27 protein-coding genes are annotated in these 23717 nt (G+C 44.7%); 3 read left to right on the top strand and 24 right to left on the bottom strand.

Features of this window, described 5'->3' with window-relative positions; all coding sequences use genetic code 11:
• Positions 1–11: 11 nt before the first annotated feature.
• Genes menH through menB form a run of 5 tightly spaced genes read right to left on the bottom strand, consistent with a single transcriptional unit; the run spans position 12 to position 6209 of the window.
• Complete coding sequence (menH, locus tag IGI88_RS11695; protein ID WP_086297825.1) at positions 12–851, bottom strand: 2-succinyl-6-hydroxy-2,4-cyclohexadiene-1-carboxylate synthase; 840 nt, start codon at positions 849–851, stop codon at positions 12–14.
• On the bottom strand, positions 848–2560 hold the full coding sequence (gene menD / locus IGI88_RS11690) for a 2-succinyl-5-enolpyruvyl-6-hydroxy-3-cyclohexene-1-carboxylic-acid synthase (RefSeq protein WP_086297828.1): 1713 nt from the start codon (positions 2558–2560) through the stop codon (positions 848–850). The genes menH and menD overlap by 4 nt, the downstream gene beginning before the upstream one ends.
• The gene (locus tag IGI88_RS11685) at positions 2553–3917 is read right to left on the bottom strand and encodes an isochorismate synthase (RefSeq protein ID WP_086297831.1); all 1365 of its coding nucleotides are present in this window, start codon (positions 3915–3917) and stop codon (positions 2553–2555) included. Before IGI88_RS11685 ends, menD begins: the two co-directional genes overlap by 8 nt.
• Complete coding sequence (menE, locus tag IGI88_RS11680) at positions 3895–5394, bottom strand: o-succinylbenzoate--CoA ligase (RefSeq protein ID WP_086297834.1); 1500 nt, start codon at positions 5392–5394, stop codon at positions 3895–3897. Before menE ends, IGI88_RS11685 begins: the two co-directional genes overlap by 23 nt.
• Entirely contained in the window at positions 5394–6209 is an 816-nt protein-coding gene (gene menB, locus IGI88_RS11675) for a 1,4-dihydroxy-2-naphthoyl-CoA synthase (RefSeq protein WP_005228595.1), read from the bottom strand. Before menB ends, menE begins: the two co-directional genes overlap by 1 nt.
• 188 nt (positions 6210–6397) lie before the next feature.
• On the opposite strand from menB, the gene IGI88_RS11670 reads away from it, so the two are divergent.
• Together IGI88_RS11670 and IGI88_RS11665 are read left to right on the top strand one after the other, a co-directional pair.
• Positions 6398–6766, top strand: a complete 369-nt coding sequence (locus IGI88_RS11670) for a PaaI family thioesterase (protein WP_005234285.1) — start codon at positions 6398–6400, stop codon at positions 6764–6766.
• 201 nt (positions 6767–6967) lie between these two features.
• Positions 6968–8167 (top strand): AI-2E family transporter, encoded by a 1200-nt coding sequence (locus tag IGI88_RS11665; protein ID WP_086297837.1) that lies wholly within the window; start codon positions 6968–6970, stop codon positions 8165–8167.
• A gap of 42 nt (positions 8168–8209) precedes the next feature.
• On the opposite strand, the gene IGI88_RS11660 is transcribed toward IGI88_RS11665, so the two are convergent.
• From IGI88_RS11660 to IGI88_RS11635, 6 genes are all read right to left on the bottom strand, one after another.
• Positions 8210–9154, bottom strand: a complete 945-nt coding sequence (locus tag IGI88_RS11660) for an ROK family protein (protein WP_086297840.1) — start codon at positions 9152–9154, stop codon at positions 8210–8212.
• Complete coding sequence (locus tag IGI88_RS11655; RefSeq protein WP_086297843.1) at positions 9151–9789, bottom strand: GyrI-like domain-containing protein; 639 nt, start codon at positions 9787–9789, stop codon at positions 9151–9153. Before IGI88_RS11655 ends, IGI88_RS11660 begins: the two co-directional genes overlap by 4 nt.
• A gap of 148 nt (positions 9790–9937) precedes the next feature.
• Positions 9938–11290, bottom strand: a complete 1353-nt coding sequence (gene celB, locus IGI88_RS11650; protein WP_005228585.1) for a PTS cellobiose transporter subunit IIC — start codon at positions 11288–11290, stop codon at positions 9938–9940.
• Positions 11283–11801 carry a hypothetical protein gene (locus tag IGI88_RS11645; RefSeq protein ID WP_034858949.1) on the bottom strand — a complete coding sequence of 173 codons (519 nt, stop codon included), beginning with the start codon at positions 11799–11801 and terminating at the stop codon, positions 11283–11285. Before IGI88_RS11645 ends, celB begins: the two co-directional genes overlap by 8 nt.
• Positions 11791–12147 (bottom strand): PTS lactose/cellobiose transporter subunit IIA, encoded by a 357-nt coding sequence (locus IGI88_RS11640; protein ID WP_016608816.1) that lies wholly within the window; start codon positions 12145–12147, stop codon positions 11791–11793. Before IGI88_RS11640 ends, IGI88_RS11645 begins: the two co-directional genes overlap by 11 nt.
• 13 nt (positions 12148–12160) lie before the next feature.
• Positions 12161–12496: a PTS cellobiose transporter subunit IIB gene (locus IGI88_RS11635; protein ID WP_010749837.1), complete on the bottom strand. Its 336-nt coding sequence runs from the start codon at positions 12494–12496 to the stop codon at positions 12161–12163.
• 255 nt (positions 12497–12751) lie between these two features.
• On the opposite strand from IGI88_RS11635, the gene IGI88_RS11630 reads away from it, so the two are divergent.
• Complete coding sequence (locus tag IGI88_RS11630; RefSeq protein ID WP_005228576.1) at positions 12752–13072, top strand: helix-turn-helix domain-containing protein; 321 nt, start codon at positions 12752–12754, stop codon at positions 13070–13072.
• A gap of 126 nt (positions 13073–13198) precedes the next feature.
• On the opposite strand, the gene IGI88_RS11625 is transcribed toward IGI88_RS11630, so the two are convergent.
• From IGI88_RS11625 to IGI88_RS11565, 13 genes are all read right to left on the bottom strand, one after another.
• Complete coding sequence (locus tag IGI88_RS11625) at positions 13199–13879, bottom strand: amino acid ABC transporter permease (RefSeq protein ID WP_016619790.1); 681 nt, start codon at positions 13877–13879, stop codon at positions 13199–13201.
• Complete coding sequence (locus tag IGI88_RS11620) at positions 13879–14730, bottom strand: transporter substrate-binding domain-containing protein (RefSeq protein WP_429960547.1); 852 nt, start codon at positions 14728–14730, stop codon at positions 13879–13881. The genes IGI88_RS11625 and IGI88_RS11620 overlap by 1 nt, the downstream gene beginning before the upstream one ends.
• Positions 14731–14739: 9 nt before the next feature.
• The gene (locus tag IGI88_RS11615; RefSeq protein ID WP_429960546.1) at positions 14740–16191 is read right to left on the bottom strand and encodes an amidase; all 1452 of its coding nucleotides are present in this window, start codon (positions 16189–16191) and stop codon (positions 14740–14742) included.
• A gap of 259 nt (positions 16192–16450) precedes the next feature.
• Positions 16451–17293, bottom strand: a complete 843-nt coding sequence (locus tag IGI88_RS11610) for a DUF368 domain-containing protein (RefSeq protein WP_005234267.1) — start codon at positions 17291–17293, stop codon at positions 16451–16453.
• 121 nt (positions 17294–17414) lie between these two features.
• Positions 17415–17924 (bottom strand): GNAT family N-acetyltransferase, encoded by a 510-nt coding sequence (locus IGI88_RS11605; protein ID WP_016619792.1) that lies wholly within the window; start codon positions 17922–17924, stop codon positions 17415–17417.
• Between the two features lie 113 nt (positions 17925–18037).
• Positions 18038–18664: a glycosyltransferase family 32 protein gene (locus tag IGI88_RS11600; protein WP_005234264.1), complete on the bottom strand. Its 627-nt coding sequence runs from the start codon at positions 18662–18664 to the stop codon at positions 18038–18040.
• Positions 18665–18840: 176 nt separating this feature from the next.
• Positions 18841–19944, bottom strand: a complete 1104-nt coding sequence (locus tag IGI88_RS11595) for an alpha-hydroxy-acid oxidizing protein (RefSeq protein ID WP_008380802.1) — start codon at positions 19942–19944, stop codon at positions 18841–18843.
• A gap of 145 nt (positions 19945–20089) precedes the next feature.
• Positions 20090–20512 carry an NUDIX hydrolase gene (locus IGI88_RS11590; RefSeq protein WP_008380800.1) on the bottom strand — a complete coding sequence of 141 codons (423 nt, stop codon included), beginning with the start codon at positions 20510–20512 and terminating at the stop codon, positions 20090–20092.
• A 106-nt stretch (positions 20513–20618) separates the two neighbouring features.
• The gene (locus IGI88_RS11585; protein WP_005228559.1) at positions 20619–20936 is read right to left on the bottom strand and encodes a DUF1292 domain-containing protein; all 318 of its coding nucleotides are present in this window, start codon (positions 20934–20936) and stop codon (positions 20619–20621) included.
• A 22-nt stretch (positions 20937–20958) separates the two neighbouring features.
• Positions 20959–21390 carry a Holliday junction resolvase RuvX gene (gene ruvX, locus IGI88_RS11580; RefSeq protein WP_005234242.1) on the bottom strand — a complete coding sequence of 144 codons (432 nt, stop codon included), beginning with the start codon at positions 21388–21390 and terminating at the stop codon, positions 20959–20961.
• Positions 21390–21656 (bottom strand): IreB family regulatory phosphoprotein, encoded by a 267-nt coding sequence (locus tag IGI88_RS11575; protein ID WP_005228556.1) that lies wholly within the window; start codon positions 21654–21656, stop codon positions 21390–21392. Before IGI88_RS11575 ends, ruvX begins: the two co-directional genes overlap by 1 nt.
• Positions 21657–21801: 145 nt before the next feature.
• Positions 21802–22632: a TIGR03943 family putative permease subunit gene (locus IGI88_RS11570; RefSeq protein WP_008380795.1), complete on the bottom strand. Its 831-nt coding sequence runs from the start codon at positions 22630–22632 to the stop codon at positions 21802–21804.
• A gap of 3 nt (positions 22633–22635) precedes the next feature.
• Entirely contained in the window at positions 22636–23583 is a 948-nt protein-coding gene (locus IGI88_RS11565) for a permease (RefSeq protein ID WP_008380792.1), read from the bottom strand.
• Between the last annotated feature and the right edge of the window lie 134 nt (positions 23584–23717).

Here is a 23717-nt window from a genome sequence, read left to right as displayed (position 1 = left end):
TTCTCTCCTTGTCAATCAGCTGACTGTGGCCTCGATCCTTTTACAAACCATTGATCGATTTCATGACGAACCTGTGTCGGCTGTTCTAAATGGATACAATGTCCAGCATTAGCAACGACTTTGATGGTCATCTCTGGTTGCAGCTGCTTCATTTGGTGGGCGATTTTCCGAAACTTTAAATCTTTTTCCCCCGCTAAATAAAGAATTTCACAAGCTAGTTGCGGAAGTGCCGACCAACAGCTTGGCTGTTTGCCAGTACCACCGTAAACCAAGCTTACTGCCAAGCCAAATTTATTTTGCTGCAAGCGTCCTTGCCGTACAGCAGCCTGCTGCTCTAAGGGCAGCTCCTTTTGACTAGCAAACAACGGCAGTTCTTGCCAGTAATCGACAAAATCGACCAAAGGCTCCCTTAGTAAGCGCAATCCTAAGCGGCGATCGTGCCGCTGACGAGCGAGTCGTTCTGCTGGATCAGCCAACCCGGGGGAACCACTCTCAAGCAAAAGATGGGTCACTGCAGCTGGTTCCTTGACTGCCCAGACAAGTGCGATTCGTCCCCCCATCGAGTAGCCATAAAGGCCATAACGTTCAATCCCTAGCTTCGCTAAAAGCTGTGCAAGATCCTCTACCAGTAAAGGAAGTTCATAACGCATGGGATGGACATAAATCGATGACCGTCCATGTCCAATCAAGTCGACTGCCAATACATTATAAGAACCTTCCTCTGCAAAAACCGGTCGAAAACTTTCCGAAGAACCCGTGAAGCCATGCAATGCCACAAGGGTTGGTAAGGCTGGTCGATACGGCTGCAGCCACTGATAAAAATAACTGACGCCATTTATCGTGTCCTTCATGGCTGCGCTCCCGCCTCGCTAAACTGCTGTTGCAGTGCTTGCCAAGTATTGACCGGATCTTTTTGCTCACCTTTCACTTCGATTATTTGAAAGCACGGCCGTTGGCTTGTTTCCGTTAAAATCGTTTGAAACTCTAGCAAAGAGGTCGGTGTGTGCCAATCTGCCTCATATAAGGCCGCCACTTTTTGAAAATCAAGGTCTAACGGCGTGCCAAAGAGCGGGACAAAGTCGTTTGGTTCTAAGGTGTTTTGTGACAAAAAGGAAAAGATCCCACCACCGTTATTATTCAGTAAAATGATCGTTACTGGCAATTGATACTGACGCAGTAGTTGTAGGCCGTTCATATCATGGTATAACGCTAAATCACCAATCAACAAGTAGGTAGGCCTTTGACTGGCTGAAGCAATCCCAGCTACGGTCGAGACAAGGCCGTCGATCCCATTGACGCCCCGATTTCCATACACTCGATAAGTGGAGGAAGTTTTGCTGCCGTAGCGATCAAAGAAACGGATCGCATTGCTGTTTGCCAAAAGAATTTGCGCTTCTTCAGGTAGACATTGTTGGAGCATGCGCACAGCGCTGCTCTCATCCCATTGTTTCAACTGCGGACTTGCAGCAATCACCTGATCTGCCCGCGCTTGAAGTGCTTGCCATTGTTGTTGCCACGCCGTATGTTTGACGATCGGCAACTGGGTGATGGCCACCACGAAAGTGCTGATCGCTGCTTCGATCAAATAGTTTGCCCGATGCAGCTGATCTTGCCACTGCCCCGATGGATCAACAAAGAGCCACGTCGTCGTATCCGCTGCTTTGTTCAACCATAATAGGACATTTTTAGTGACTGGTAAGCGACCAAAACGCACGACCACTTCTGGTTGGAAGGCAGAAGTCAATTGCGGGAAAACAAGATCGGCTTGACTGATAAATGTTCCTACTTTGGTACCGGCTGTCGCCAGATTGGTCAATGGATCGCCGACAATCGGCCAGCCTAATTTCTCTGAAAAAGCCAGCAACTGCTGCGCTTCTTCGATCGTAAGGCTTTCTCCAGCAATCAGAATACCTTTTTTATCAAAGTAAGGGGCTAGCTGGGTGATCATCTCTGCTGACAGCTCTTGTTGTGGTGCCAGATAGCTCACGTCTTGCTGAATACTGCATTGGCGACTAAAGTCAGGCAACAGCGGCTCCCGTAATGGAAAGTTGATTTGGACCGGGCCTTTCGGCTGTTTTTGCGCTTCGATCGTGCAAGTTGTAGCTTGCCAAAAACTATAACGCAACAAAGCAGGATCGTTTTCTGGCACCGTCATCTCTACCATCTTTTTGACGTGAGAGGCATACAAATTCTGTTGGTCCATTGCTTGTGGCGCCCCAACGCCCCGCAGTTCTGGCGGGCGATCAGCCGTTAAGACGATCAATGGCAAGTTGGTGGCCTCTGCTTCACAAATTGCTGGATAATAATTGGCTGCTGCAGTTCCAGAGGTACACAGTAAGATCGTCGGTTGGAGATCAACTTTGGACATCCCTAAAGCAAAAAAAGCAGCCGAACGTTCATCGACAGCCACCATACAGGTGATCTCAGGATCACGATGCAATAGTAGCGCCAATGGCGTTGAGCGTGAACCGGGACTAATAACCGCTCGCTTCGCACCCGCTGCTTTTAGTCCTTGGATTGCCGCTAATAAATAGTCTGTCATGACTGTCTGGTTATTCATCTCCTAAGATCCCTCTCCTCATCGGTTGAAATTTTAACCGTGTTTCTTGACGTTCGGATTCCGCATCTGAATCGGCAACGATCCCACAGCCTGCATACAGCGTTGCTTGATTGCCGCTAAAGAATCCTGAGCGGATCGCCACTGCAAACTCGCCAATATCTTCTTGAATACCCAACCAACCGATCGGTCCACCGTACATCCCTCTGCTGGCTGGTTCATGGGTACGAATCCAAGAGACGGCTGCTTCTTTCGGTTCTCCCCCCAATGCTGGGGTCGGGTGTAGTTTTTGCACGGCGCTCAGAAAGTTGACTCCTGCTTTTCTTTGCCCTGCTAAAGGAACAAACAAATGCTGAATGTCACGATTTTTGATGACGGAGCGGGCTTCTGATTGAAAACCGTCAGCTAACAAAGTAGCCAATGCCGTTTCCAAGCGATCGACAACTACTTGATGTTCATGGGTATTTTTTGCGTCCGCTAAGAGGGCTTGTGCCAGTGCCTCATCTTCTTCTTTGGTTTTGCCTCTTGGCGCGGAACCTGCGATACTTACCGTTTCAAACTGATCGACAGTTGCTTTTAGCAAGCGTTCTGGCGTCGCACCAGCAAAAACATGGCCCCCATGTTCGATGGCAAAAAGATAGGTATTCGGCTGCTGTTGCGCCAACCGTTGCAACACCCCAGCACTAATGATCGACTGCTTCGTTTCTATCTTCATTCTCCTGGCCAGAACCACTTTTTTCAACGGTGTTTCAGTCGAGCGAATGGCTGCCACTGTCTCTTCGACCGCTTGCAGCCATTGGGGCACCTCTAGTTCCTCTTGTGCCTGAAAAGCAGGCGTTTCTGCTACAAGACTCTTGTCCGGGTTGGCATTCAACCAGCTTGCGACTTTTTCCTGTAAGGCAGCGACTTTTTGTTGTCGTTGTTCCTCGGAAGAAGCGGCTACTGTATAAACGACGCCACACTGATCATCAGTTTTGCGGACCAGTATTTCTGGCAACGCAAAGAGACCGGCACCTAGCTCAGCCCAATCCTGACTGACTTCTGCCTGTTCATCAAAAGCAAAACCACCAACCAACTGCGCCTGCAAAGGTGCCTCTGGTTGATAATGGGCTTGCTTTAAGAGAGAGCGGACTTCTGAAAAGTCTGCAAGTTTGGGTTGCGAAAAAGTGGCTAACCAACCCAACCCTACCAGACTAGTCGTTTCATCAGGGGTACGCCAGAAATAGCGTTCCCCTTGATATTCTTGTGCCGCTGCATAAAGAGCCAGTAAGTCACACCTTTTTAAAGGCTGATACTCACTCAAATAGGTTTTCCCGGCAGCGATCGCTGCTTCATAATTACTTGATGATTTGCTGTTCAATGTAGTTCACTCTTTCTTCACTCAGCAATAGCCGTTTTAAAAGTTTGCCGCTTGCTGTGCGCGGCATTTCTCGCACGTGATAAAAACGGCGCGGAAATTTATAATGGGCGATCTGCCCTTCTAATGTATCCAACAAGGCTTGGAGTCGGACGGACTCATTTAACGTTAAATAAGCCGCGACAGATTGTCCCCACTCCTCGTCTGGTTCCCCCACCACAGCTGCCTCTTTGACCGCTGGATGCTGCAACAAGGCTTGCTCCACTTCTGCAGGATAGATGTTTTCTCCACCAGATATGATCAGTTCGCTTGCACGACTGACTACATACAAAAAGCCCTCTTGATCAAGATACCCTAGATCTCCTGTGGCAAACCAGCCCTCTTGGTCCCACTGCTGTGGACTGCGATCGTTTAAGTAACGGGTCGTGATCGCCGGTCCTTGCAGTTGGATCTCTCCGATCGACTGGGTACTTTCAGCAGTCCGATGATCTGCCATTTTCGCATCAACCGCAATTCGTAGATGGACACCTTGCAGGGGAACCCCTGAGGAGCCGATTTTTTCTGAAGCTTTTTCTGGCGGCAATGCCACCACTTGTGAACAGGTTTCTGTCATCCCATAGGATTGGATCACAGAAAGCTGTTTTTGCTGGCATTTTTCCAATATACTTTTGGCAATGGGCCCGCCGCCTAGCAGTACATAACGCAACGAATCAAAGCCTTGTTGGGGCACCAATGGCAGCAAATCTGTCAACATTTTCGCCACCAAAGAAACGATCGTCCCTTTTCCTGCCTCAAGATCTTTCGCCATTTCTCCAGCATCAAAGCGCTCATACAAACGAACACTCATTCCAAGTCGCAAGGAACGCAAGAGAATTGATAATCCACTGATATGATACAGCGGAACTGCACAAAGCCAACAATCCTCACTAGTGATCGTTAAGTTCTTTTGAGTCGCTTCGGCACTTGCTAGATGATTCCTAAAGGTTTGCGGCACACCCTTGGGATTGCCCGTCGTACCGGATGTATACATAATCGAAGCTACTTGTTCTGCTTGATAGATTGCTTTATTAGGAACAAACGAAGGATCAAAAGAACTGGCAAGAGCCTTCGCCTGTTCCATCGCTTGTCCAAAGGTCAGGCTGCGAACACCCGGGACCGCTGCCTGATCCGCCGTGATCACCCAGTCGCAGTGGGCATCTTGCAATTGGAAGGTGATTTCAGCGGCTGTCAATCGCGTATTCAACAGCTGGACTTCGATCCCCAACTCCCACAAAGCAAGGATCGTAAAGACCATTTCAGGGGAGTTATTGCTAAAAAGGGCTACCCGGTTTGGCAGAACAACGAATTGGGCTTGATAATAAGCAGCATAAGCATAAACCTCTTTTTGCAAGGCAGCAAACGACCAGCTTTTTTCATGCCAATAAAAAGCTGGTCGTTCTGGATGAAGTTGTGCTTGCCTTTGCAGCCAACTCCCAGTCATTATGGGAATTTAGGGAATTGGTCGAAGTCTGGTTGACGTTTTTCTTTAAACGCGTCACGACCTTCTTTGGCTTCATCCATCGTGTAATACAATAAGGTCGCATCGCCGGCCAATTGCTGAATGCCAGCTAATCCGTCCGTATCGGCATTCATTGATGCTTTGATCATGCGTAACGCCAACGGGCTCTTTTGCAGCATCGTTTCGGCCCATTCCATCGTTTCATCTTCTACTCGATCAAGAGGAACGACCGTATTGATCCAGTTCATTGCCAATGCTTCTTCGGCAGTATATTGTTTTGTCATGAACCAAACTTCCTTGGCTTTTTTATGTCCAATCGTCCGTGCAAGATACCCCGAACCATAGCCACCATCAAAACTACCGACATTTGGTCCTGTTTGACCAAATTTAGCGTTGTCAGCGGCAATCGTTAAATCACAAACCAATTGTAAAACATTTCCGCCGCCGATCGACCAGCCTTTGACCATGGCGATCACCGGTTTTGGCAACGTGCGGATCAAGCGTTGCAGATCCAATACGTTTAAGCGAGGAACCTGATCTTCCCCAACATAGCCACCGTGACCACGGACTTTTTGGTCTCCGCCTGAACAAAAGGCTTTGTCGCCGGCGCCTGTCAAAATAATCACGCCGATGCCTGGTTCATCGCGACTGATTGAAAACGCATCAATCATTTCAAACACCGTTTTTGGTGTAAACGCATTGTGGACTTCTGGGCGGTTGATCGTGATCTTCGCCACTTTTCCATGTTGTTCAAATAAAATTTCATCATATTCTTTTAAGGTTTTCCATTCTCTCATTACTTGTTCCTCCTCAATTCACATAGCTCTATTATACACATATCTAGTCGCTTTTCGTTAGAAATTGCTTTGGTTAAGGGAATTTCTTAAGACTTCTCCCCCTGTTGCCGACTTTCTGAGAACTTCGGCTATTTCTAACAAAACTCGTGCTATAATCATGGTAACTTTCTTAGAAAAAGGAGCTAAAAATGAACTTACTAGAAGCTTTAGAAATCGAAGTAGAAGCAGCAACAGCCGATTTTGTTCGTTTACGGATGCCAATCAAAGAACAGCACAAACAGCCTTTTGGTCTCGTTCACGGTGGCATTAACGGCGTTTTGATCGAGACTGCCTGCAGCATCGGCGCCAATCAAGCTTTGGCTCAAGAAGAAGCCTTCGCCGCCGGCGTTGACCTACAAGTCAACCATCTAGCCGCCGCTCAAGAAGGAACCCTGATCGTAGAAGCTAGTCCTGATCGTATCGGCGCTCGTATCCAAACTTGGCAAGCCACTATTTGGTTAGCTAGCGGGTTAAAAACAGCCGTTGGTCGCTGTACCTTGACGACAGTGCGCAAATAATTCTTTTCGCTCCTGTGTTGTAAACACGGGAGCATTTTTGGCCTGCTTTGAAGAAAGATGCCATCAGTTAACCCCTTATCAAAGATATTCTTTCATTATAAAGATATTGAGAATATGAGCGTAGTTTTTTCAAAAGGTACGTTGTTTTTTTACAGAATAGGGGTCTTTCGTTATAATGTAGCTAAGAAAGCGAGGCTTATTATGAAAAATAACCGATTGATCCACTTTTTAGGCGGCAAAACAAGCTATTATGTCTTAGGACTGATTATCTTGTCGGCAGTTGCTGTCTTTTTGCTAAATCAGATTTCTTTTTTATTTACACCCTTTTCAGCCATACTTACAGCTATTATCCCACCCTTTTTATTTGGGCTGATCCTTTACTATCTGTTTAACCCGGTGGTCGATAAATTGGAATCGAAAAAAATTCCCCGCAGTGTTTCGATTGCTGGGATCTATCTTTTGATTCTTTTGTTGATCGTCTTTGCTGGTTTCCAGCTTTACCCGATTTTGGAGCAGCAAACCACCGATCTGATCAACAGCTTACCAAGTTTGGTCAGTGACTTTGAGAAAAACGCGACCGCCTTTTTAGAAAATACCCCGTTTCAAGATGAGATGGCACAAATTACAGACACATTGCAAAATATCACCAACAACATCATGAGTTTTATTGGGGACTATTGGGAAACTGGTGCTGCTGGGCTCAGCAGCTTGTTTTCAACGATTTCGACCTTGTTCATCGCTTTGTTTACGGGACCGATCATTGCCTTTTTCTTATTGCGCAACCCCAACAAGTTTTATTTTTCAGTTCTCTCGTTAGTGCCACCACGTTTTCGCAAAGACTTTAATGAAATCGTCAAGATCTCTGACATACAAGTCGGTGCCTTTTTGAAAGGACAAATCATTTCTTCCTTGATTTTAGGGGCGATCTATTGGGTCGTTTTCCTATTGATTGGCTTAGAGTATGCCAGTATTCTGGCGATCGCCGCTGGTCTGCTTTGCATCATCCCCTATATTGGTCCTTTTATCGTCTTTTTTCCGGGACTTTTCATTGCCGCACAAGACTCCACCGGGATGTTGATTAAATTTTTGATTGCTTGGTTTGCTGTACAGTTGCTTCATGGGGATTTAGTCGTGCCCCGTGTGATGGGTGACCGATTGAAAATTCATCCTATTACGATTCTGGTTGTTTTATTAGTGATGGGTGATTTGATGGGGATCGTTGGGGTGATTTTCGGGATCCCAATTTATTGTCTGCTAAAAGTTCTTGTCGTTTACGTGTTCCGCAAATTCAAGCAGCGCTATAACCGCTATTACGGTCAAGAGGGCAAATACTTCCACAGTGCCTTCACTAGCAAAGATTACCTAGGTGACGAAGACAAAGACACCAAGAAAAAAGCCTAAAAAACTGCCGCGATCGTTGGTTCGCGGCAGTTTTTTTCTATTTTATTTCATCTCATGTTCCAAAAAGAAATGATAGAGCGCCCCTAATAAATTGGCGTCATTTTGAAATTTGCAGGCTTGGATTTCCGGCTTCGTCAAAGTCTGCTGCAAAATCGGTAAACTAGCTAGCAGTTGCTGATACTGACGGTCGATTTCTTCCACCACGATCGCTTGGGCACTGATGCCCCCGCCAATCACGAAGCGCTCTAAGTCGATCACGGCTTGAACATTGAGCATGACACACGCGATTTCTCGGCAATACGCTGTAAATAGCGCCCAGACCTGTGGTTGTTTCTGATTGATGGCGTCAAAAACTGCTTCACCATCCGCAAGATCAGCTAAGCCTAGCAGTTGGGCGCTGCGACGAATCATGGCGACCGCTGAACCGCTAAAACCTGCCAATTGCTGCAGGGTCAATCCCTGATTGACTGGTTGCTCAGCGTTTTCTTGAGTGTCACTTCTCTTAGTGGCATTTAGTAGAAAACTTAATTCCCCGGCTTGAAAATGTGCACCTTGGATCAGTTTTCCCTCAACGATTACGCCACCGCCCAAACCAGTACCTAATGTTATGGCAGCTCCGTTTTGAATCCCTTTAAGGTTTCCTAGCCACCATTCAGCTAATGCGGCTGCTTTGCCATCGTTGGTCACAGCAAGCGGCATTTGATACTTTGCCAGCAGCTGTTTTAAGGAGACCCCATCTAAAAAAGGCAATGCCCCGCCAAACGAGATTGTCCCTGTCTCTGGGTTGACTTTTCCTGGAGTACTAACAGCAATGCCCCGAATGCTCCCATGAACGTCTTCAATGATCGTTTCAATCCCTGTCAGAAATTCCGTAAGATTTTTCGGCGTATCCATCCGGCCTCGTGTCAGAATATTCCCCGAGCGATCAATGACAGCCGATTTGATTTTCGTGCCGCCGATGTCGATGCTTAAATAGTTTTTATTCACTGAATCCCACCCTCTGCTTCTACTGCCCATCGCAGGACGGTTTTGGCTTTATCTGGTGAAACTTTTCGCGGATCAGACAAATAGATTTCTCGATGCTGGAACGTGTCCATCGTTGGACGGATCACTAACTGCTCTTGTTTTAACAGCTCTTTCATTTTCGCAAATGTTTCCGCTTCAGTGTCAAAAGAACCTGTATGCATCGCTTGCAGACACAATCCTTCTTCATAGCGCTCAAAGATGAGCTTTTCTAGATTTGGATTGTCTTTCTTCTCTTTGACGGCCAAGAGCTGTTCTTGAAACAGTGTTTCCGTGACTGGTTCTGGTTGGCGAATCATGATTTTGTAGATCAATTCTTCTTTGTTGATGGCACCCTCTGGCTTTGTCAGAGAGGTCCACACGCCTTCCAAAGGAAAGACCGTGTATTCAAAGGGTTCATTTCCAAAAGCCCCTTTTTTCAATCCCATCCTGAGTGAATAAGAAATCGTATATAAAGCGGCGATCTCTTCGCTAAATTCAGGACGATTCGGATTGCCGCTGCTGCTCAAACTAATAAATTGATACGTTGGCACCTCGATCACTGTTGGTTTTTTGGGAAGATAAAGCTCTTTTTCTAGTTTGCGCCATTCATACTTCATAAAAGACCCTCCTCGATTTGCTTTTCTTTATTTTACCATGAAAAAGAAGGACCATTGCAAAAACAGTTATCCCTTCAACTGCAAAGGGACAACTGTTTTTTTCTCATAGGGATAATGTAGCTACTTGCTGTTTTCCCAACTGCTCGTCTTATGCGGCTTCTTGTTCTTCTTTCAGCAATTTTGTGTCATAAAACTTCGCAAATGGAAAATAGATCAAGAAAGAAACAACTGCACAAACAATGGCAACGACGCCTGCACGCCAGTCTCCACCGGTGCCAATAAAGCCACCAAGTCCAACGGGTGTTGGGAAAGGAATATTGGCGATCATGGGACGAATCAATTCCATCCTTGTGGCAAAATACGCGATCGTGGCGGATGCCATCGGTGCTAACAAGAAAGGAATTGCTAAATAAGGATTATAGATGATCGGCACGCCGAAAATGATCGGTTCATTGATATTGAAAATCGACGGGACGATGGCAGCTCTCCCTAATACTTTCATCTGTTTCGATTTAGCAATGTAGATCATAAATAAGGTAAAACCAAGGGTTGCTCCCGAACCACCTAATGTCACGTACCCGTTGGTAAATTGGCCTGCTAATGGGAAACTCGCCCCTTCAACATTGGCAGCTAAATTAGCTAACATGATCGGGGTGATCAGTGGACTAATGATATTGAATCCATGAATCCCTACCAACCACAAGGCATGCGCGAGGAAATAAATCACCATGATTCCCAACCAGCTATCCGTAAGGTGGGTAACAAACCCGAACGGAATTGCTACTAGTTGAAAAATATCCGTCCCTAAAACAACTAAAACACCATTGATGGTCAGAACCACGACTGCCACCACAAAGGCTGGTATCAGTGCCGTAAAACTACGAGCCACACCTTCAGGCACTTCTTCAGGCATTTTGATGACCCAGTTGTTTTTTACACAGAGACGATACAGCTGAACGGCAACGACCGCCATCACGATCCCAGTAAAAATACCAACAGTTCCTAAACGTGCGACCCCATCGGCACCAATCAACCAACCATTGATCAGCCCTTCTTCCACATCATTCATCCGTGTCATTTTTCCGCCGTCAAAAACAAGCTGAGGAATCGACATCAATGTAGCAAAAACACCTAACAACGCCCCATTGATCGGCGTCAGGTCGAGATTTTCCTCGACTTGAATGATCTTGGAATACTCATAGCCCAAAACGATACAAAAGTATAATGCCAATAACCCCATGGTCGTACTATTTGCTAACATATACAAATCACTGAAATTCAAAAAAGTCGCTTCAAAAAAGTCAGCTAAAAACGGAAACGTGATCGGTAAAATGTTGAATACTAAAAACATTGAGCCTACGATCGTAAAAGGAATCGACGCCATCCCAGCCGCCATGATGCTACGAACGATTTTGTATTGGGAAATCTTTCCCATCGGACCCATTACTGCTTTTTCTAAAAGTTGAAATAGTTTATTGTTCGATTCTGTCAAATCAATCACCCTTTCTTTCTATCTCTTCAAATTCGCGAATCCATTGCCAATGTCGGTCTTTATTGCGAAAAATTTTCTTCAGTTTTCTGATACCACTCCATGCAAAGACGCCACTTATCCAGAGAACTATGCGAACATACTCGATACTTTGCGAGGTGAAATAGGGGAAAATAACTTCTGTCACTCCAAAAAAAGTCAATAAAAAAAGAATGGCCATTGTCCCCATTTGAAGGCGTAAATACCATGTAGTAAAAAAGAGTTGCTTGGAAACGATGGTTGCGTGGTGTCCATATAAGCGGATAAACTCACTGATCGCTCCCATTGAAAAAAGCAACAGGCTCAGTGGAACCACACGCAGCCATTGCCCTGCCAAAGAAGCAGCCAACAGCCAATATAGGTTAAAAAAGAAAAAGAATGCGACTAAATACCGCAATAGCAACAGCCGTTGAAAATAGAGATTTTTCTTCGTCAGTTTTTGCGACGCATCTCTTTGAGCAACTTTTGCTTGCTTACTCGCCATCTGCATTCCTGCATTGGATCGCTTCTTCAAGGCTACTCATTTTTTGATAAATCCCTAGCATTTCTAGTGCTACTTCTCTGAGGGTCATGGTTGTCATCAAATGATCTTGTGCATGGATCAACAAGATATCGCAGGTAAATGAAGTCCCTGAAGCATATTCTTGCAGCATTTTTGACTGGATGCGGTGGGCTTTGACTAATGAATCATTGGCTATGTCCAACAACTCTTGCGCTTCTTGACAACTGCTGTTTCGCATCTGTTCAAAGGCTTGATGAATCATCGTGCGGGCATCACCGCTTGCTAAAATAAGTTCAAAGGATATTTCTTGAATTTTTTCACTATCCATAGCCTACCTCCATTTATTTCGCACTTTTTTCTAATGCAATGCTTTCTTTGACTAGCTGTGCTAATTTCTCGATCCCGATCGGTATCGGAATATATGCTTGCGGGGGAATATTCACGATTGGTTTGCCGTATTTATCGGCGCTTTTCTTTAAATTGGCAAAATGCATTTTCGTTTGCGGGCTAACTAAATATAAATCATACTCATCCTTAGCGATCGTAGCGATCCCCTCTGAAGCAGAGATGGCATCGATCCTCACTGACCAGCCTTCTGTGGTTAAAAAGCTTGTTCCTTTTTTAGCGATCAACGATGAAGACATGCCTGCTGCACAAATTATCAATACTTTTTTCATTTCACTTCCTCCTTTTATGAAACGCTTCCATTTTGGTGTATCTATTCCTTTCTTCTACCCTCCTTCATGCTATAAAAAATCCTTGAGAACGATTCACTATCTGCTGATTCTTACAGGTAGTAATCCTTCTTCACATAAATAGTATTACATATCGAGTACTTTGTAAATGCAATAAAACTCTATTAGTGATATAAAACATTAATTTCTTTCTGCTTCTATCGTGTCATAGTAGAATAATTTTGTGGAGGGGATTTCATGTTTAAAGATCGTTTAAGACAGTTGCGGAAAACGCGATCTGGTTTAACACAAGCAAAAATGGCAAAATATTTAGGAATCGCCAAAACAACCTATGCTTCGTATGAGCAAGGCAATCGGATGCCCGATATTGAGATCCAAAAAGAACTTGCTGATTACTTCAATGTCAGTCTCGATTATTTACATGGACGTCCGAATGATTTGGAAGCCCTCTCTATGAAACAGATTCGTGTGGCTTCAAGAATCAATGAGGACTTTACTGAATATCAACTATCTGAAATCATTACCTTTATCGAATTTATAAAAAACCGTCCAGAGTAAACGCGATACTATTCTGCCTTTTTTCTCTGGCTAACTTGTGGTGCTGCTTCATTACCTAAAGAAAAAACTGCTGTCAATGTCTCACAATGAAACATTGACAGCAGTTGAAGGGCCTCGGCTCTTTTTTTATTGTCTTACAGTATCATTAGCAGAAAAGCGTTTTGAAAAATGTTGTTCTAATCGCTTTTGCCCGGCTTCAATCAAAATGCACAACAGCCAATAGATGATGGCAACTAGCACGTACATGGACATGTAATCAAAAGTTCGTCCGCCAACGATCTTGGCTTTTTGAAAAATATCAGGAATCGTGATCATTGCTGCCAAGGAGGTTCCTTTCAACAAATCCATTGCCACATTACTCAATGCCGGTACAGATATACGAAAAGCTTGCGGCAAAATAATCAGACGCATCGTTTTCGTAAATGATAACCCTAACGCATAGGCAGCATCAAATTGCCCGCGATCCACTCCAGCAATTGATCCTCGGTAGATTTCCCCGATAAATGCGCTGCTGGTCAATGTAAAACAGATGATCGCAGCACTAAGCGCCGACAATTGATAGGGCAAGCCAAAATACAGTAGGAACAACAAGACCAACGCTGGGACGCCTCTTAGAAATGAGAGATAGCCCCGCACGAACCCTCTAATGATGGGGTTTTCCAGCATCCCTAAGAAGGTGAGCATGATCCCTAAGAGGTTGCCACCTAGAAAAGAAACGACAGCAATGCCGACCGTATAGGACAAGCCCGACAGCAAATAGGGCAATGAGTCCCACATCAACGGCAAATCAAGGGTTGGAATATACATTAGTCTGTTTCAACCGTTTGGATCGCTTGATCAGATTTTACTGAAATATCGGTTTGAAAATACGTTTCTGCAAGTTCTTTTAAACGGCCGTCTTCTTTCATTTCTGCTAAAACAGCATCCACTTTTTCCTGCAATGCTTTATGATCCTTCACAAATAAGAAGCCCGTTTCATTCGGATTAAAGTAGACATCTTCTAAAATTTTTACAGGGATATCTGGCAAAGCAGCAACCGCCATTTTTTGCAAATAGTAATCATTCAAGATCACATCCGTTCGACCATTCGCAACATCTGTCAAATACTGATCATTCGTTGCGTTGTCGTAAGTCACTAATTCTGCCCCATAGGATTCGGCTAAGCGCATGTAGCTGGTATTCGGTTCACCAGCAGCTTTTTTGCCATCCAAATCTTCTAAAGAAGCAATCCCAGAGTCATCACTTTTTCGCACGATCATACTATCGAACGAGTATTTGATAGGCGTTGAGAGACTGAATTTTTCCGCCCGTTCATCCGTCAAACCAAAATCGTTGGCAGCAAAATCGGCTTCTCCACGTGTTAAAGAAGAAACTTGTCCATCGACATTGTACTCTTTAAATGTGATCTCTACGCCTAATCGTTTGGCGACTTCTTTTGCCACATCGACATCATAGCCCACTAATTCATTTTCATCGTTATAGTAAGACGATGGATACAAGGTTCCCGAAGTAGCAACAACCAATGTTTTGGCTTCTTCCACCTTGTTTAGACTTGAGTCTTCTTCCGTTGGTTTGCTGCAGGCACTTAACAAGACTCCCGCAAATAAACCTAAAAAGCCAACCATTGCAACGATTTTCCCTTTTCTAACTTGTTTCATAATATCCTCCTAGTCTCCTTGTTTTGGCAACAGAAATCGTTGCTGTGTTTCAAATAAATAGCCGACTTGGAAAAGCAGATCTTCTCTGCCTTTAGACGCCATAAATTGGATCCCTAGCGGCAACCCTTCCTCGCTAAGAGCAGTTGGCAAGCTGATGGCTGGCTGCCCCGTTAAATTGGCTAATTGAGTGTAAGGTGTCAGAGCATAGCTCTTGGAAAACATTTCTTCGATCAACTCACCCGCAGCACTTTTTCCAAGCGATTCGATCTCATGCAGTCTTTGGCGAATGCTATCGCTTTGTAAGTCTTCCTCGATCAAAGGGGCTGGAAAAGCCGTCGTCGGTGTTAAAAAGAGATCATAGGTCGAAAAGACTTCTTCCATTTTTTCTGCCAGCTGATCCCACCACTGCAAGGCAAGAACGTAATCGGCGGCCGGCAGTTTTTTGCCATATTGGTAAAGTGCCCAGGTCATCAATTCCATTTCTTCCCGTCTGACCGGTTCTTGACGAGCAGCATCGATCTCAGCAAACATCGCAGCTGTTTCGCCACCATTCATGGCGTAATAAGTGGTCATCATTTGCTGACCATCCACTGGATAGCCCACTTCAATGACTTCGTGCCCCTGCTTTTCTAAAAATGCGGCTGCACTTCGGACTGCTTGGATGGCAGTTTCAGACACTTGGCCACCGGTCGGCGATGCGGTAGTAAAAGCAACCTTCAACCGCGGTTTTTGACTCGCTTGCTGATGATGCCATTCTACTTGCGGTGCCTGATAAGGGGCTGCCGGCTGTGACGTCCGCAACGCATAAAACAACTGTTCCGTATCACGCATAGAAAGCGTCAACGCAAAGTTGATGGAAGCGCCTTGCCAGCTGCGCCATTCACTAGGACCCACTGGCATCGTGCCACGGGTTGGCTTCAAACCGATCAATCCGCTAAAGGAAGCTGGAATGCGGATCGATCCGCCGCCATCACTGGCACCTGCAATCGGAAACATCCCCGAAGCCACTGCCGCTGCCGCACCACCACTGGAACCACCAGCTGAATAGGCAGGATTCCACGGATTACGTGTAGGCCCATACAATGTTGGATCAGTGATATTTTTGAATCCAAATTCTGGTGCATTGGTTTGCCCTAACGGCACAAAGCCCGCCTCTTCTAAACGAGAGACAAAATGAGCCGTGCGGCTGGCTCGTGCTTTTGCAAACAGTTTGGCTCCTGACGTTGCTGGCCACCCTGCTTTGGTTTGGCCGAGTATTTTTAACGGCATGGGTTGTCCACCAAAAACCGTTTTTTGAAGATGCTGCTCGTAATGCTGGATCGCTGCTTGCGGATCAAATGTTACAAGCGCATTCAAAAGCGAATTTTGTTGATTGACTTTTTCTTCGATCATCGCCACCCGCTCTGCAAAGCTGATTTGTCCTTGCCGCAATTGTTCCGCCCAATAGGTCGCATCTTGCATGCTTGTCCCTCCTTTTTCTCAATAACCTCAAACAATTATCTAAACTGTAACACATGAAAAATTCTTCTTTATATAGACTACAATATACCAAACACTAGGAAATCTTTCAACAAAAATAGAACAGTTTTTAAACCTGTATCACATCGTTATCAAACGTTCCAATCTTTTTACTACTGGCTGTCCACCAACGCTTTCTCTTAGCTGCCCGAATCATAACCTAACAAAAACGGCACATCGCCAAACGATGTGCCGTTTTGATTTACTTGTATTTTTCTTCCAGCTTGCTCATCCAAAGACCTAACCAAGCCCCCAAGACAAACAAGATAATTCCGATGACGGCCGTTACCCAAGTAAAGCCGCTATAGTTTGCCACCGGAGGAATCACGATCAAACCCGTTGAGGCAATAACGATCCCTAAAATGAAGTGATAGACTTTTGAATGATAATGCGTCAATAGCCACTCCATCAATTTCGAAAACAACAGCATCACTGCCAAGCCACCAATGGCGATCGGTAGAAAGACACCCATGATGTCAAAGCTCTTAAAGCCTTTCAACATCGGATCATAAAGGCCCAGAACGAGCAAAAGGTTTGAAGGACTCAAGCCGGGAACCAAAACACCTAACGCGATCAGACCGCCGGCGATCACAAAACCTATGAAATTAGCAGGGATGGTTCCTAAGATATCGCCCATAAAATAGAGGAACAAGAAGCCGATGACCATACTGCCGAAGAACCAAATCAAATCACCGGTTGTTCGTTTGCTTTTTAAAGTCGATTCTTTGGCAAGTGCCGGTAATGTCCCAATAATTGCCCCCGCAAAGCCCCACAAAACGATGATTTGATAATTTTGCAGCAACCACTCTAATGGCTTCGATAAAAGACCGATCCCTACGATTCCCCCGATCCCTACTGGTAGGAAAAAGAGGAAATTCTCTTTAAAATTCTTCGTCAGATGTGCCATAAAGCGCAGCATCCGCTCATAAATGCCTAAGATGGCTGCCAATACGCCACCTGAAACACCAGGCAAGATAAAGCCCAAGGCAATCACCACGCCTTTAAGAAAACGTGACAAAATACTTTCGTTTCTCTGTTTTTCCATTTACAATTGCTCTCCTTAGCGATGGTTTTCACCAATCGTTCTTTTTTCATCAATCCCTTTAACTATACTTGATTGCAAAAAAAATGGAAAGTAATTTCTAATTCCTCATACAAGGCGGCACTCAAAGCTCTTTCAGCATCAAGAAATCCGTCTGCTCATCATCCCCCATAAAAAAGGAATGACTGCCAACTCTTTCAAAGCCCATCGTATGATAAAAAGCCAACGCATTGTCGTTAAATTCCCAAACGCCTAACCAGATCGACTTTTTCTGCAGCTTTTTGGCGGTCTCTTGGGCAAACAGCAGCAGTGTTTTGCCATAGCCCATCCGCTTATGTTCTTTTTTGATATAGATCCGTTCAATTTCCAACCCCTCTGGGGCGATTGCTTCCGTCTGTGCCTCCCCCCAGTTAAGTTTGATATACCCTACGGTTTGATCATTTTCTTGCAAAAAATAAAACGCCGATTGCGGATTTTCTAACTCTCGGGTCAGTTTCGGCAGATTGTAGGCTTCTTCTAGATAGATGCGGGTATTTTCCTCCGTATTGAAAGGAGCAAATGTATCGTAATAGGTGGATACGCTGATTTCTCCCAATTCTTCTAAATCTGCCAAAGTACATCGTTTGATAGCCATCAAAACGCCTCCTCATTTTTTCAAGCTATTCTATCACATCTCCATCATCCCTTGCAAAAGCAAAAAGGACGGACAGCTTTCCCCACTGTCCGTCCTTTCATAGACTTACTCTTTTATAACCAAGAGCCAGAAAACTGATGGATTACCATCGTACTCGGATCTTCCTCGACCTCACCCGTGATATAGCTTTTTGGTGAAAACGTCATTTGCGGGAAGATTTCTACACCCTTAACGGTTTGTTGTTGATTATTCAATTCTAATCCGTGGTTTTGCAACAGTTCCGTCACTCGGATCACATTGGTGACGACATCTTCCGTTTTTTCTGCCCGGACAAATTTTCGGTCATCGTAATCGTGGTACCATTCTTCCATAAAGGGATGGTGCGGAACCGCTCCAATGATCCCAGTAGAAATCTTGGTTTCGATCTCAAAGCCCATAAATGCCTCCAGTGTCAAGAGCTCATCTAAAGGTTTGACCACCTCGATATCAGTATCCATATAAATACCGCCTTCTGTCACTAACGCATACAAACGAACCACATCTGACACAAATGCCCATTCTTCTTGGTCATAGGCCTCTTTTAGATAAGGACCGAATTTTGAAAGGTCGATCGTTGATTCATCCCAACGTTTGATCTCATAATCCGGACAATATTTTTTCCAGGTATCCATGTATTTCTTTTCTTGTTCACCTAATGGATTGCCGCCAAACCAGCAATAATGAATAATTTTTGGAATCATCAATCTCTCTCCTTTAGTTTATTGGTCTCTTTTAAGTGTAGCGGATTTTGCAATTGTTTCAAAATCATATACACTTTTTACGGCAAAAAGAACTGTTGGCTCTGCTCTTCAGGATCAGAAAGGATCATTGAAAAAAGCACCTGAGTCAACGACTCGAGTGCTTTTTGAGGGATTGCTTATAAATAATGATTGTCCCGTAAGACGGCTTTTTTGATATCTGCCACCGTTTGCGTCCCCGCAAGCTGCATGACCATCTCCAATTCTTTTTTGAAGAAATCAAAGACTTGTTGAACACCGGTGGCACCACCTAGAGCCAACCCATAAATCACTGGTCGACCGATTGCCACCAGATCTGCTCCGCAAGCAATCGCTTTAAAGACATGTTGTCCTCGCCGTACCCCGCTATCAAAGACGATCGGCGCCCGACCTGCTACTGCTTCAGCCACGATCTGCAAGGAATCAAAGGAAGCTGGACCACCATCCAATTGGCGTCCCCCGTGATTTGAGACCCAAATCCCTTGTGCACCTGCCCCTAATGCTCGTTCCACATCTTCTTCTGATTGCACCCCTTTGACATAAACCGGCAAATCAGATTCTTTGGCGATAAAAGCGACATCCTGAGGACTTAATTTTTGTTTTGAGGAGCCGTAAACGGCATCCATCGTTTGTCCGATCCCTGATTGATAAGCCTGAACGATCGGCATTGCCAACGGAAAGGTGAAGCCATTGCGGCGATCCGTTTCTCGATTGCCCCCCACGGTTGCATCTGCGGTCAAAACGATCGCTTTGGCGCCATTGCGTTTTGCCATCGCCAAGATGTCTTTGTTAATACCATCGTCTTTACTCATATAAAACTGGAACCACTGCGGCGCTTCTTGACCTCCAGCCGCTCGGATTTCTTCCAACGTACAAGAGGCATACGAACTCGCCGTATAGATCGTGCCAAAACGTGACACACCTTTGGCTGACGCTTGCTCTGCCGCAACATTTGCTAAGCCGTGGGCAGCCACAGGCGCCATAATGATTGGCGCTGACAACGTGTCACCGCCAAAGGACAACGTTGTGTCCGGTAATTCAATGTCCTTTAAGACATGAGGAATGATCAATTTGTGATTGAAGGCGCGTTCATTTTCTTGATAGGTAAAAATATCCCCCGCACCACTGCTGATATAGCCATACCCACCTTTAGGAATCACTTCCTCTGCGGCGATCTCCAAATCGCGCATATTGATAAAATCAATTGCTCCTTCTGCTGTACTTGCTTGATAGATTTTTTCCATGCCTTTCCCTACTCTCCGATAAGATAACGTTTACATTTTTATCCTACGCCTGATTGTAGGATCACGCAACTCATTCGCTCACTCCTGTCAAATAGGCTTACTTTACTTTTCCACTCAAGACAGCCCTCCATTTGAACTAGCTGAATTATTGTTTTGTTCGTTTAAGATATTCTGCCAATAACAACGGCTGAATCGTTGGATATGTCCAACTGACAGGCGGCTTTGCCCTTACATAGATTGCTTCGATCTCTGAGGTCAACTCATCCTCCAAGTCCGTGATCTGGGCTTCGAACACCAAGCCGTAATCGGTCTCCCCGTCTTTTTCTACCCCATAGATAAATAACGGCTCTAGAGTAAAGTGCTTGGCTCCTGGTTCTTCCTTTAATTCACGGGCGGCACACGCTGTGATGCTTTCTCCTGATTCTCGCTTACCTCCGGGTATTTCTAATGTGTCTCGTTCTTTGTGTTTGACATAGACGAGCTTTTCTTGATACTTGCTGATGATCACCGCAAAAACTAGCTGCTCTTCTGCGATCTTTTCAAGCTCAAAAATCGTTACGTGATTCATTTTACTCATTCCTTTCAAAAAAGCAGGCTTGCTTCTATAATAAACAGTCGTTAAAAATCAAAAAAAGTGCTGATCCCTTATGGAAAGGATCAGCACTTGCAGCTTGTTATTCTTCTTCTTCCGCCATGAATGTGTTGAAGACTTCTTCAATCATATCCCATTCTGCTTCTGTTTCGATCTGTTCTAATTCACCTTCAGAACCGTCTTCGTTTTCAATATAAGCGTACGCTTGTAATTCAACGTCTTCTTCTTCCGGTACGCCTGCTGGATAAAGCAAGACGTAGTTGCGGCCGAATTCTTCCGTACCGTCAACCGTTAATAGAATTTCGTATAAGGTTTCATTTCCTTGGTCATCGATCAAAGTAATGTGTTCATGTCCTTCATGATCGTGATCGTGGTTATGATCGTGTGTATGTTCTGACATTTATTTTCCTCTTTTCTGTAAATTAAAACAGCTGTTTCCCAGCACCATCTAAATAATTCTGCAAAATCATGACTGCTGCTAATTTATCAATCACTTTTTTTCGTTTGGCACGCGATGTATTCGCCTGTTCTACCAGCATTCGTTCTGCTTGAACGGTCGTCAGACGTTCGTCTTGGTAAACGACCGGCAAACCGAATTGCTGTTCGATCGCTGCGCCGTAAGCCATAGAAGCTTCCGCTCTAGGTCCGATCGTATTATTCATATTTTTAGGTAGTCCTACCACAAAACGTGAGACTTCATATTCTTTCACCAATTCAGCAAGTCGATCATAACCGAAATTGCCTTCATCTTCATTGATGCGAATGATCTCGATCCCTTGTGCTGTCCAGCCCATTGGGTCACTGACCGCCACGCCGACTGTCCGCGAACCAACATCCAATCCCATGATTCTCATTATAGGTTGATCCCGTGATTGCCTAAATAATAACGGATCAGAACTTCCATGATCTCATCCCGTTCGTGACGACGAATCAAATTCCGGGCATCCCGATAACGAGGAATGTAAGCCGGGTCGCCAGAAAGGAGATAACCGACGATTTGATTGATCGGATTGTATCCTTTTTCCTCTAATGCTCGGTAGACGATAGCTAATGTTTCGCTGACTTCTTTTTTACGGCTATCATCAAAATCAAAGCGAACTGTTTCATCTGTAAAACCCATTTCACGACACCTCTCTTTTGTATAGATTTTAGCATATGTTCCTACTATATTGTACTAAACGTTTGATAAAACTACAAACATATGCTTAGATTTTCTTCATTATAACAAAGGTTTATGATGTTTCTATGAACTTTCTTAAAAAAAGCTAGAAAGCGCGATAGACATACTGGTTTTCTGGTGCTTCAATCGTCTTCTCTTGGTCTGCTACCACCATCGGCAAGTCTCGTTTGAAGGGTTGATAGTACTTCGATTGGATCGTCCCTTCCACGTGGAGCCACTGGTTATTTTCTGCAGTCGCTTGCTGCGGCAATTCCACCCGTAAACCGAAAACGCCTGAATCAGCCACACAATGGATAATGCCAAAACGAAACAAAAAGATTTCATTGGCATCATCTTGATCTGCATGGTACACAAATCCATCATAGGTGATTTTCTTACCAATGAATTCACTCGGGTACGTATAGATCAACTCCATGACTTCCAAGTAATTTTCTTCCGTTACCGCAATCGTCTCATCTTTGGCGTAACGTGCCAAGGCTGCATCCATCTGAGTGTCATAATCTTCTTTGTTAAAATAAAGACTTGTATCGGGTTTCAGATATTGGGTCGTCATTTCTGGATCCCCCACAGATTCTTCACTTAGGGGGAAATTAAACCCTTTTGCTTCAACGATCGTCGTATCCAAGCTAACGGTGGGAAAAAAGAGACCCACGATGATCGGTAAGGCTAATAGAAAATACGCAATCACTCGTTGGTATTTTTTCTCTAATCCATGCTGGTGCTCGTCGTCATGATGATGCTCGGGCTCTTGTTTGACCCAAAAGTACAGCTGGACCAAAGCCAACAATAAAGAAATGATCATAGATAAAATAGCGAGATAGCGATAATGAATGTTGATAAACTGATTGAGTTTGCCCGTCACTTGCAAATACATCATTAATTCAAAATAGCCTGATAAGATCAAAAAACGAATCATTCTTTACACCACCCATGCATAAATTGAAACGACGATTGCGACTAAACCAACCAGAGAAGCGATAAAACGCCCCGAAAAGTACCGCTTCATCATCAACAGGTTTTTAATATCTACCATTGGACCAAAAACCAGGAAACCGACGACTGGTCCAGTGCCGAATAAACTCAACAACGAAGAGCCGATAAAGGCATCTGCTTCGGAACATAGGGATAATGTCAGTGCCAACAGCAGCATGACGAAAACCGCTAACAGCTTCGTGGAGCCTAATGTCAGCATCAAGCCAGTTGGCAGATAGGTCTGCATCGCTGAGGCGATCAACGCACCAATGATCAAATAACGCCCAGTATCGAAAAACTCATCCAAACTATGCTGTAGCAAATGACGAATCTGCCGAAGAAGCGGATGACTGGTCTTTTCTGTTTGATGGTGGGCGTGATCATGCCCATGATGGTGTGGGTGAGCTACTTGCTCATTCCCGCCACTTAATTGATTGGCAAGCCGTGTTTTTAAGACCTCTTGTTTGTTAAAATACGCCAGCCAGATCCCCACGACCATTGCGACCAATAAGCTGCCCAGTACACGCAAAAAGGCGAACTTCGCGGAATTTCCAAAGGCAATGAATGTCGAAAAAATCACGATAGGATTGATGATCGGTGCAGTCAGCATAAAGGCAAACGCCGTATACACTGGCACTTCTTTTTTTACGAACTGATTAACGATCGGTACGATCCCACACTCGCAGGAAGGAAAAAAGACCCCCAGGCCACAACCAACAGTGATCGATGCCAATTTGTTTTTTGGTAAGAGTCTCGTGACTCTTTCTGGCGTCAAGAAGACTTGTAAAGCACCTGATATCAAGCAGCCCAATAGGACAAAGGGCAAGGCTTCAATGACGATAGATAAAAAAATAACACTCATTTGCAGGACAGAATTCGGTAATGCCTGAAACATAACTTTAACCTTCTTTATCAATAAATTCGAAACGCTGGAATTACTATACGTTTTTTCCTTTTTTTATACAACGTTTTTTTTAAAGCAGTCTGTTTTTTTAATCGTTGCTTTAGATTTTCCTTATCTTTAAATCC

Source organism: Enterococcus sp. AZ179 (genome assembly GCF_050498885.1).
Taxonomy (GTDB): Bacteria; Bacillota; Bacilli; order Lactobacillales; family Enterococcaceae; genus Enterococcus_D; species Enterococcus_D entomosocium.
This window is presented reverse-complemented; position numbering and strand designations above follow the sequence as displayed.

Coding starts and splice junctions, on each gene's coding strand:
- menE (WP_086297834.1), bottom strand. CDS start 5,394: ATGACTGGGAGTTGGCTGCAAAGGCAAGCACAACTTCATCCAGAACGA.
- IGI88_RS11625 (WP_016619790.1), bottom strand. CDS start 13,879: ATGTATATTCCAACCCTTGATTTGCCGTTGATGTGGGACTCATTGCCC.
- menD (WP_086297828.1), bottom strand. CDS start 2,560: ATGAATAACCAGACAGTCATGACAGACTATTTATTAGCGGCAATCCAA.
- menB (WP_005228595.1), bottom strand. CDS start 6,209: ATGAGAGAATGGAAAACCTTAAAAGAATATGATGAAATTTTATTTGAA.
- IGI88_RS11605 (WP_016619792.1), bottom strand. CDS start 17,924: ATGGCTATCAAACGATGTACTTTGGCAGATTTAGAAGAATTGGGAGAA.
- IGI88_RS11600 (WP_005234264.1), bottom strand. CDS start 18,664: ATGATTCCAAAAATTATTCATTATTGCTGGTTTGGCGGCAATCCATTA.
- IGI88_RS11655 (WP_086297843.1), bottom strand. CDS start 9,789: ATGAAGTATGAATGGCGCAAACTAGAAAAAGAGCTTTATCTTCCCAAA.
- IGI88_RS11615 (WP_429960546.1), bottom strand. CDS start 16,191: ATGCAAGATGCGACCTATTGGGCGGAACAATTGCGGCAAGGACAAATC.
- IGI88_RS11670 (WP_005234285.1), top strand. CDS start 6,398: ATGAACTTACTAGAAGCTTTAGAAATCGAAGTAGAAGCAGCAACAGCC.
- menH (WP_086297825.1), bottom strand. CDS start 851: ATGAAGGACACGATAAATGGCGTCAGTTATTTTTATCAGTGGCTGCAG.
- IGI88_RS11665 (WP_086297837.1), top strand. CDS start 6,968: ATGAAAAATAACCGATTGATCCACTTTTTAGGCGGCAAAACAAGCTAT.
- IGI88_RS11570 (WP_008380795.1), bottom strand. CDS start 22,632: ATGATTCGTTTTTTGATCTTATCAGGCTATTTTGAATTAATGATGTAT.
- IGI88_RS11635 (WP_010749837.1), bottom strand. CDS start 12,496: ATGAAAAAAGTATTGATAATTTGTGCAGCAGGCATGTCTTCATCGTTG.
- IGI88_RS11640 (WP_016608816.1), bottom strand. CDS start 12,147: ATGGATAGTGAAAAAATTCAAGAAATATCCTTTGAACTTATTTTAGCA.
- IGI88_RS11595 (WP_008380802.1), bottom strand. CDS start 19,944: ATGGAAAAAATCTATCAAGCAAGTACAGCAGAAGGAGCAATTGATTTT.
- IGI88_RS11645 (WP_034858949.1), bottom strand. CDS start 11,801: ATGGCGAGTAAGCAAGCAAAAGTTGCTCAAAGAGATGCGTCGCAAAAA.
- IGI88_RS11620 (WP_429960547.1), bottom strand. CDS start 14,730: ATGAAACAAGTTAGAAAAGGGAAAATCGTTGCAATGGTTGGCTTTTTA.
- ruvX (WP_005234242.1), bottom strand. CDS start 21,390: ATGAGAATCATGGGATTGGATGTTGGTTCGCGGACAGTCGGCGTGGCG.
- IGI88_RS11630 (WP_005228576.1), top strand. CDS start 12,752: ATGTTTAAAGATCGTTTAAGACAGTTGCGGAAAACGCGATCTGGTTTA.
- IGI88_RS11610 (WP_005234267.1), bottom strand. CDS start 17,293: ATGGAAAAACAGAGAAACGAAAGTATTTTGTCACGTTTTCTTAAAGGC.
- IGI88_RS11575 (WP_005228556.1), bottom strand. CDS start 21,656: ATGGGTTTTACAGATGAAACAGTTCGCTTTGATTTTGATGATAGCCGT.
- IGI88_RS11565 (WP_008380792.1), bottom strand. CDS start 23,583: ATGTTTCAGGCATTACCGAATTCTGTCCTGCAAATGAGTGTTATTTTT.
- IGI88_RS11590 (WP_008380800.1), bottom strand. CDS start 20,512: ATGAATCACGTAACGATTTTTGAGCTTGAAAAGATCGCAGAAGAGCAG.
- IGI88_RS11585 (WP_005228559.1), bottom strand. CDS start 20,936: ATGTCAGAACATACACACGATCATAACCACGATCACGATCATGAAGGA.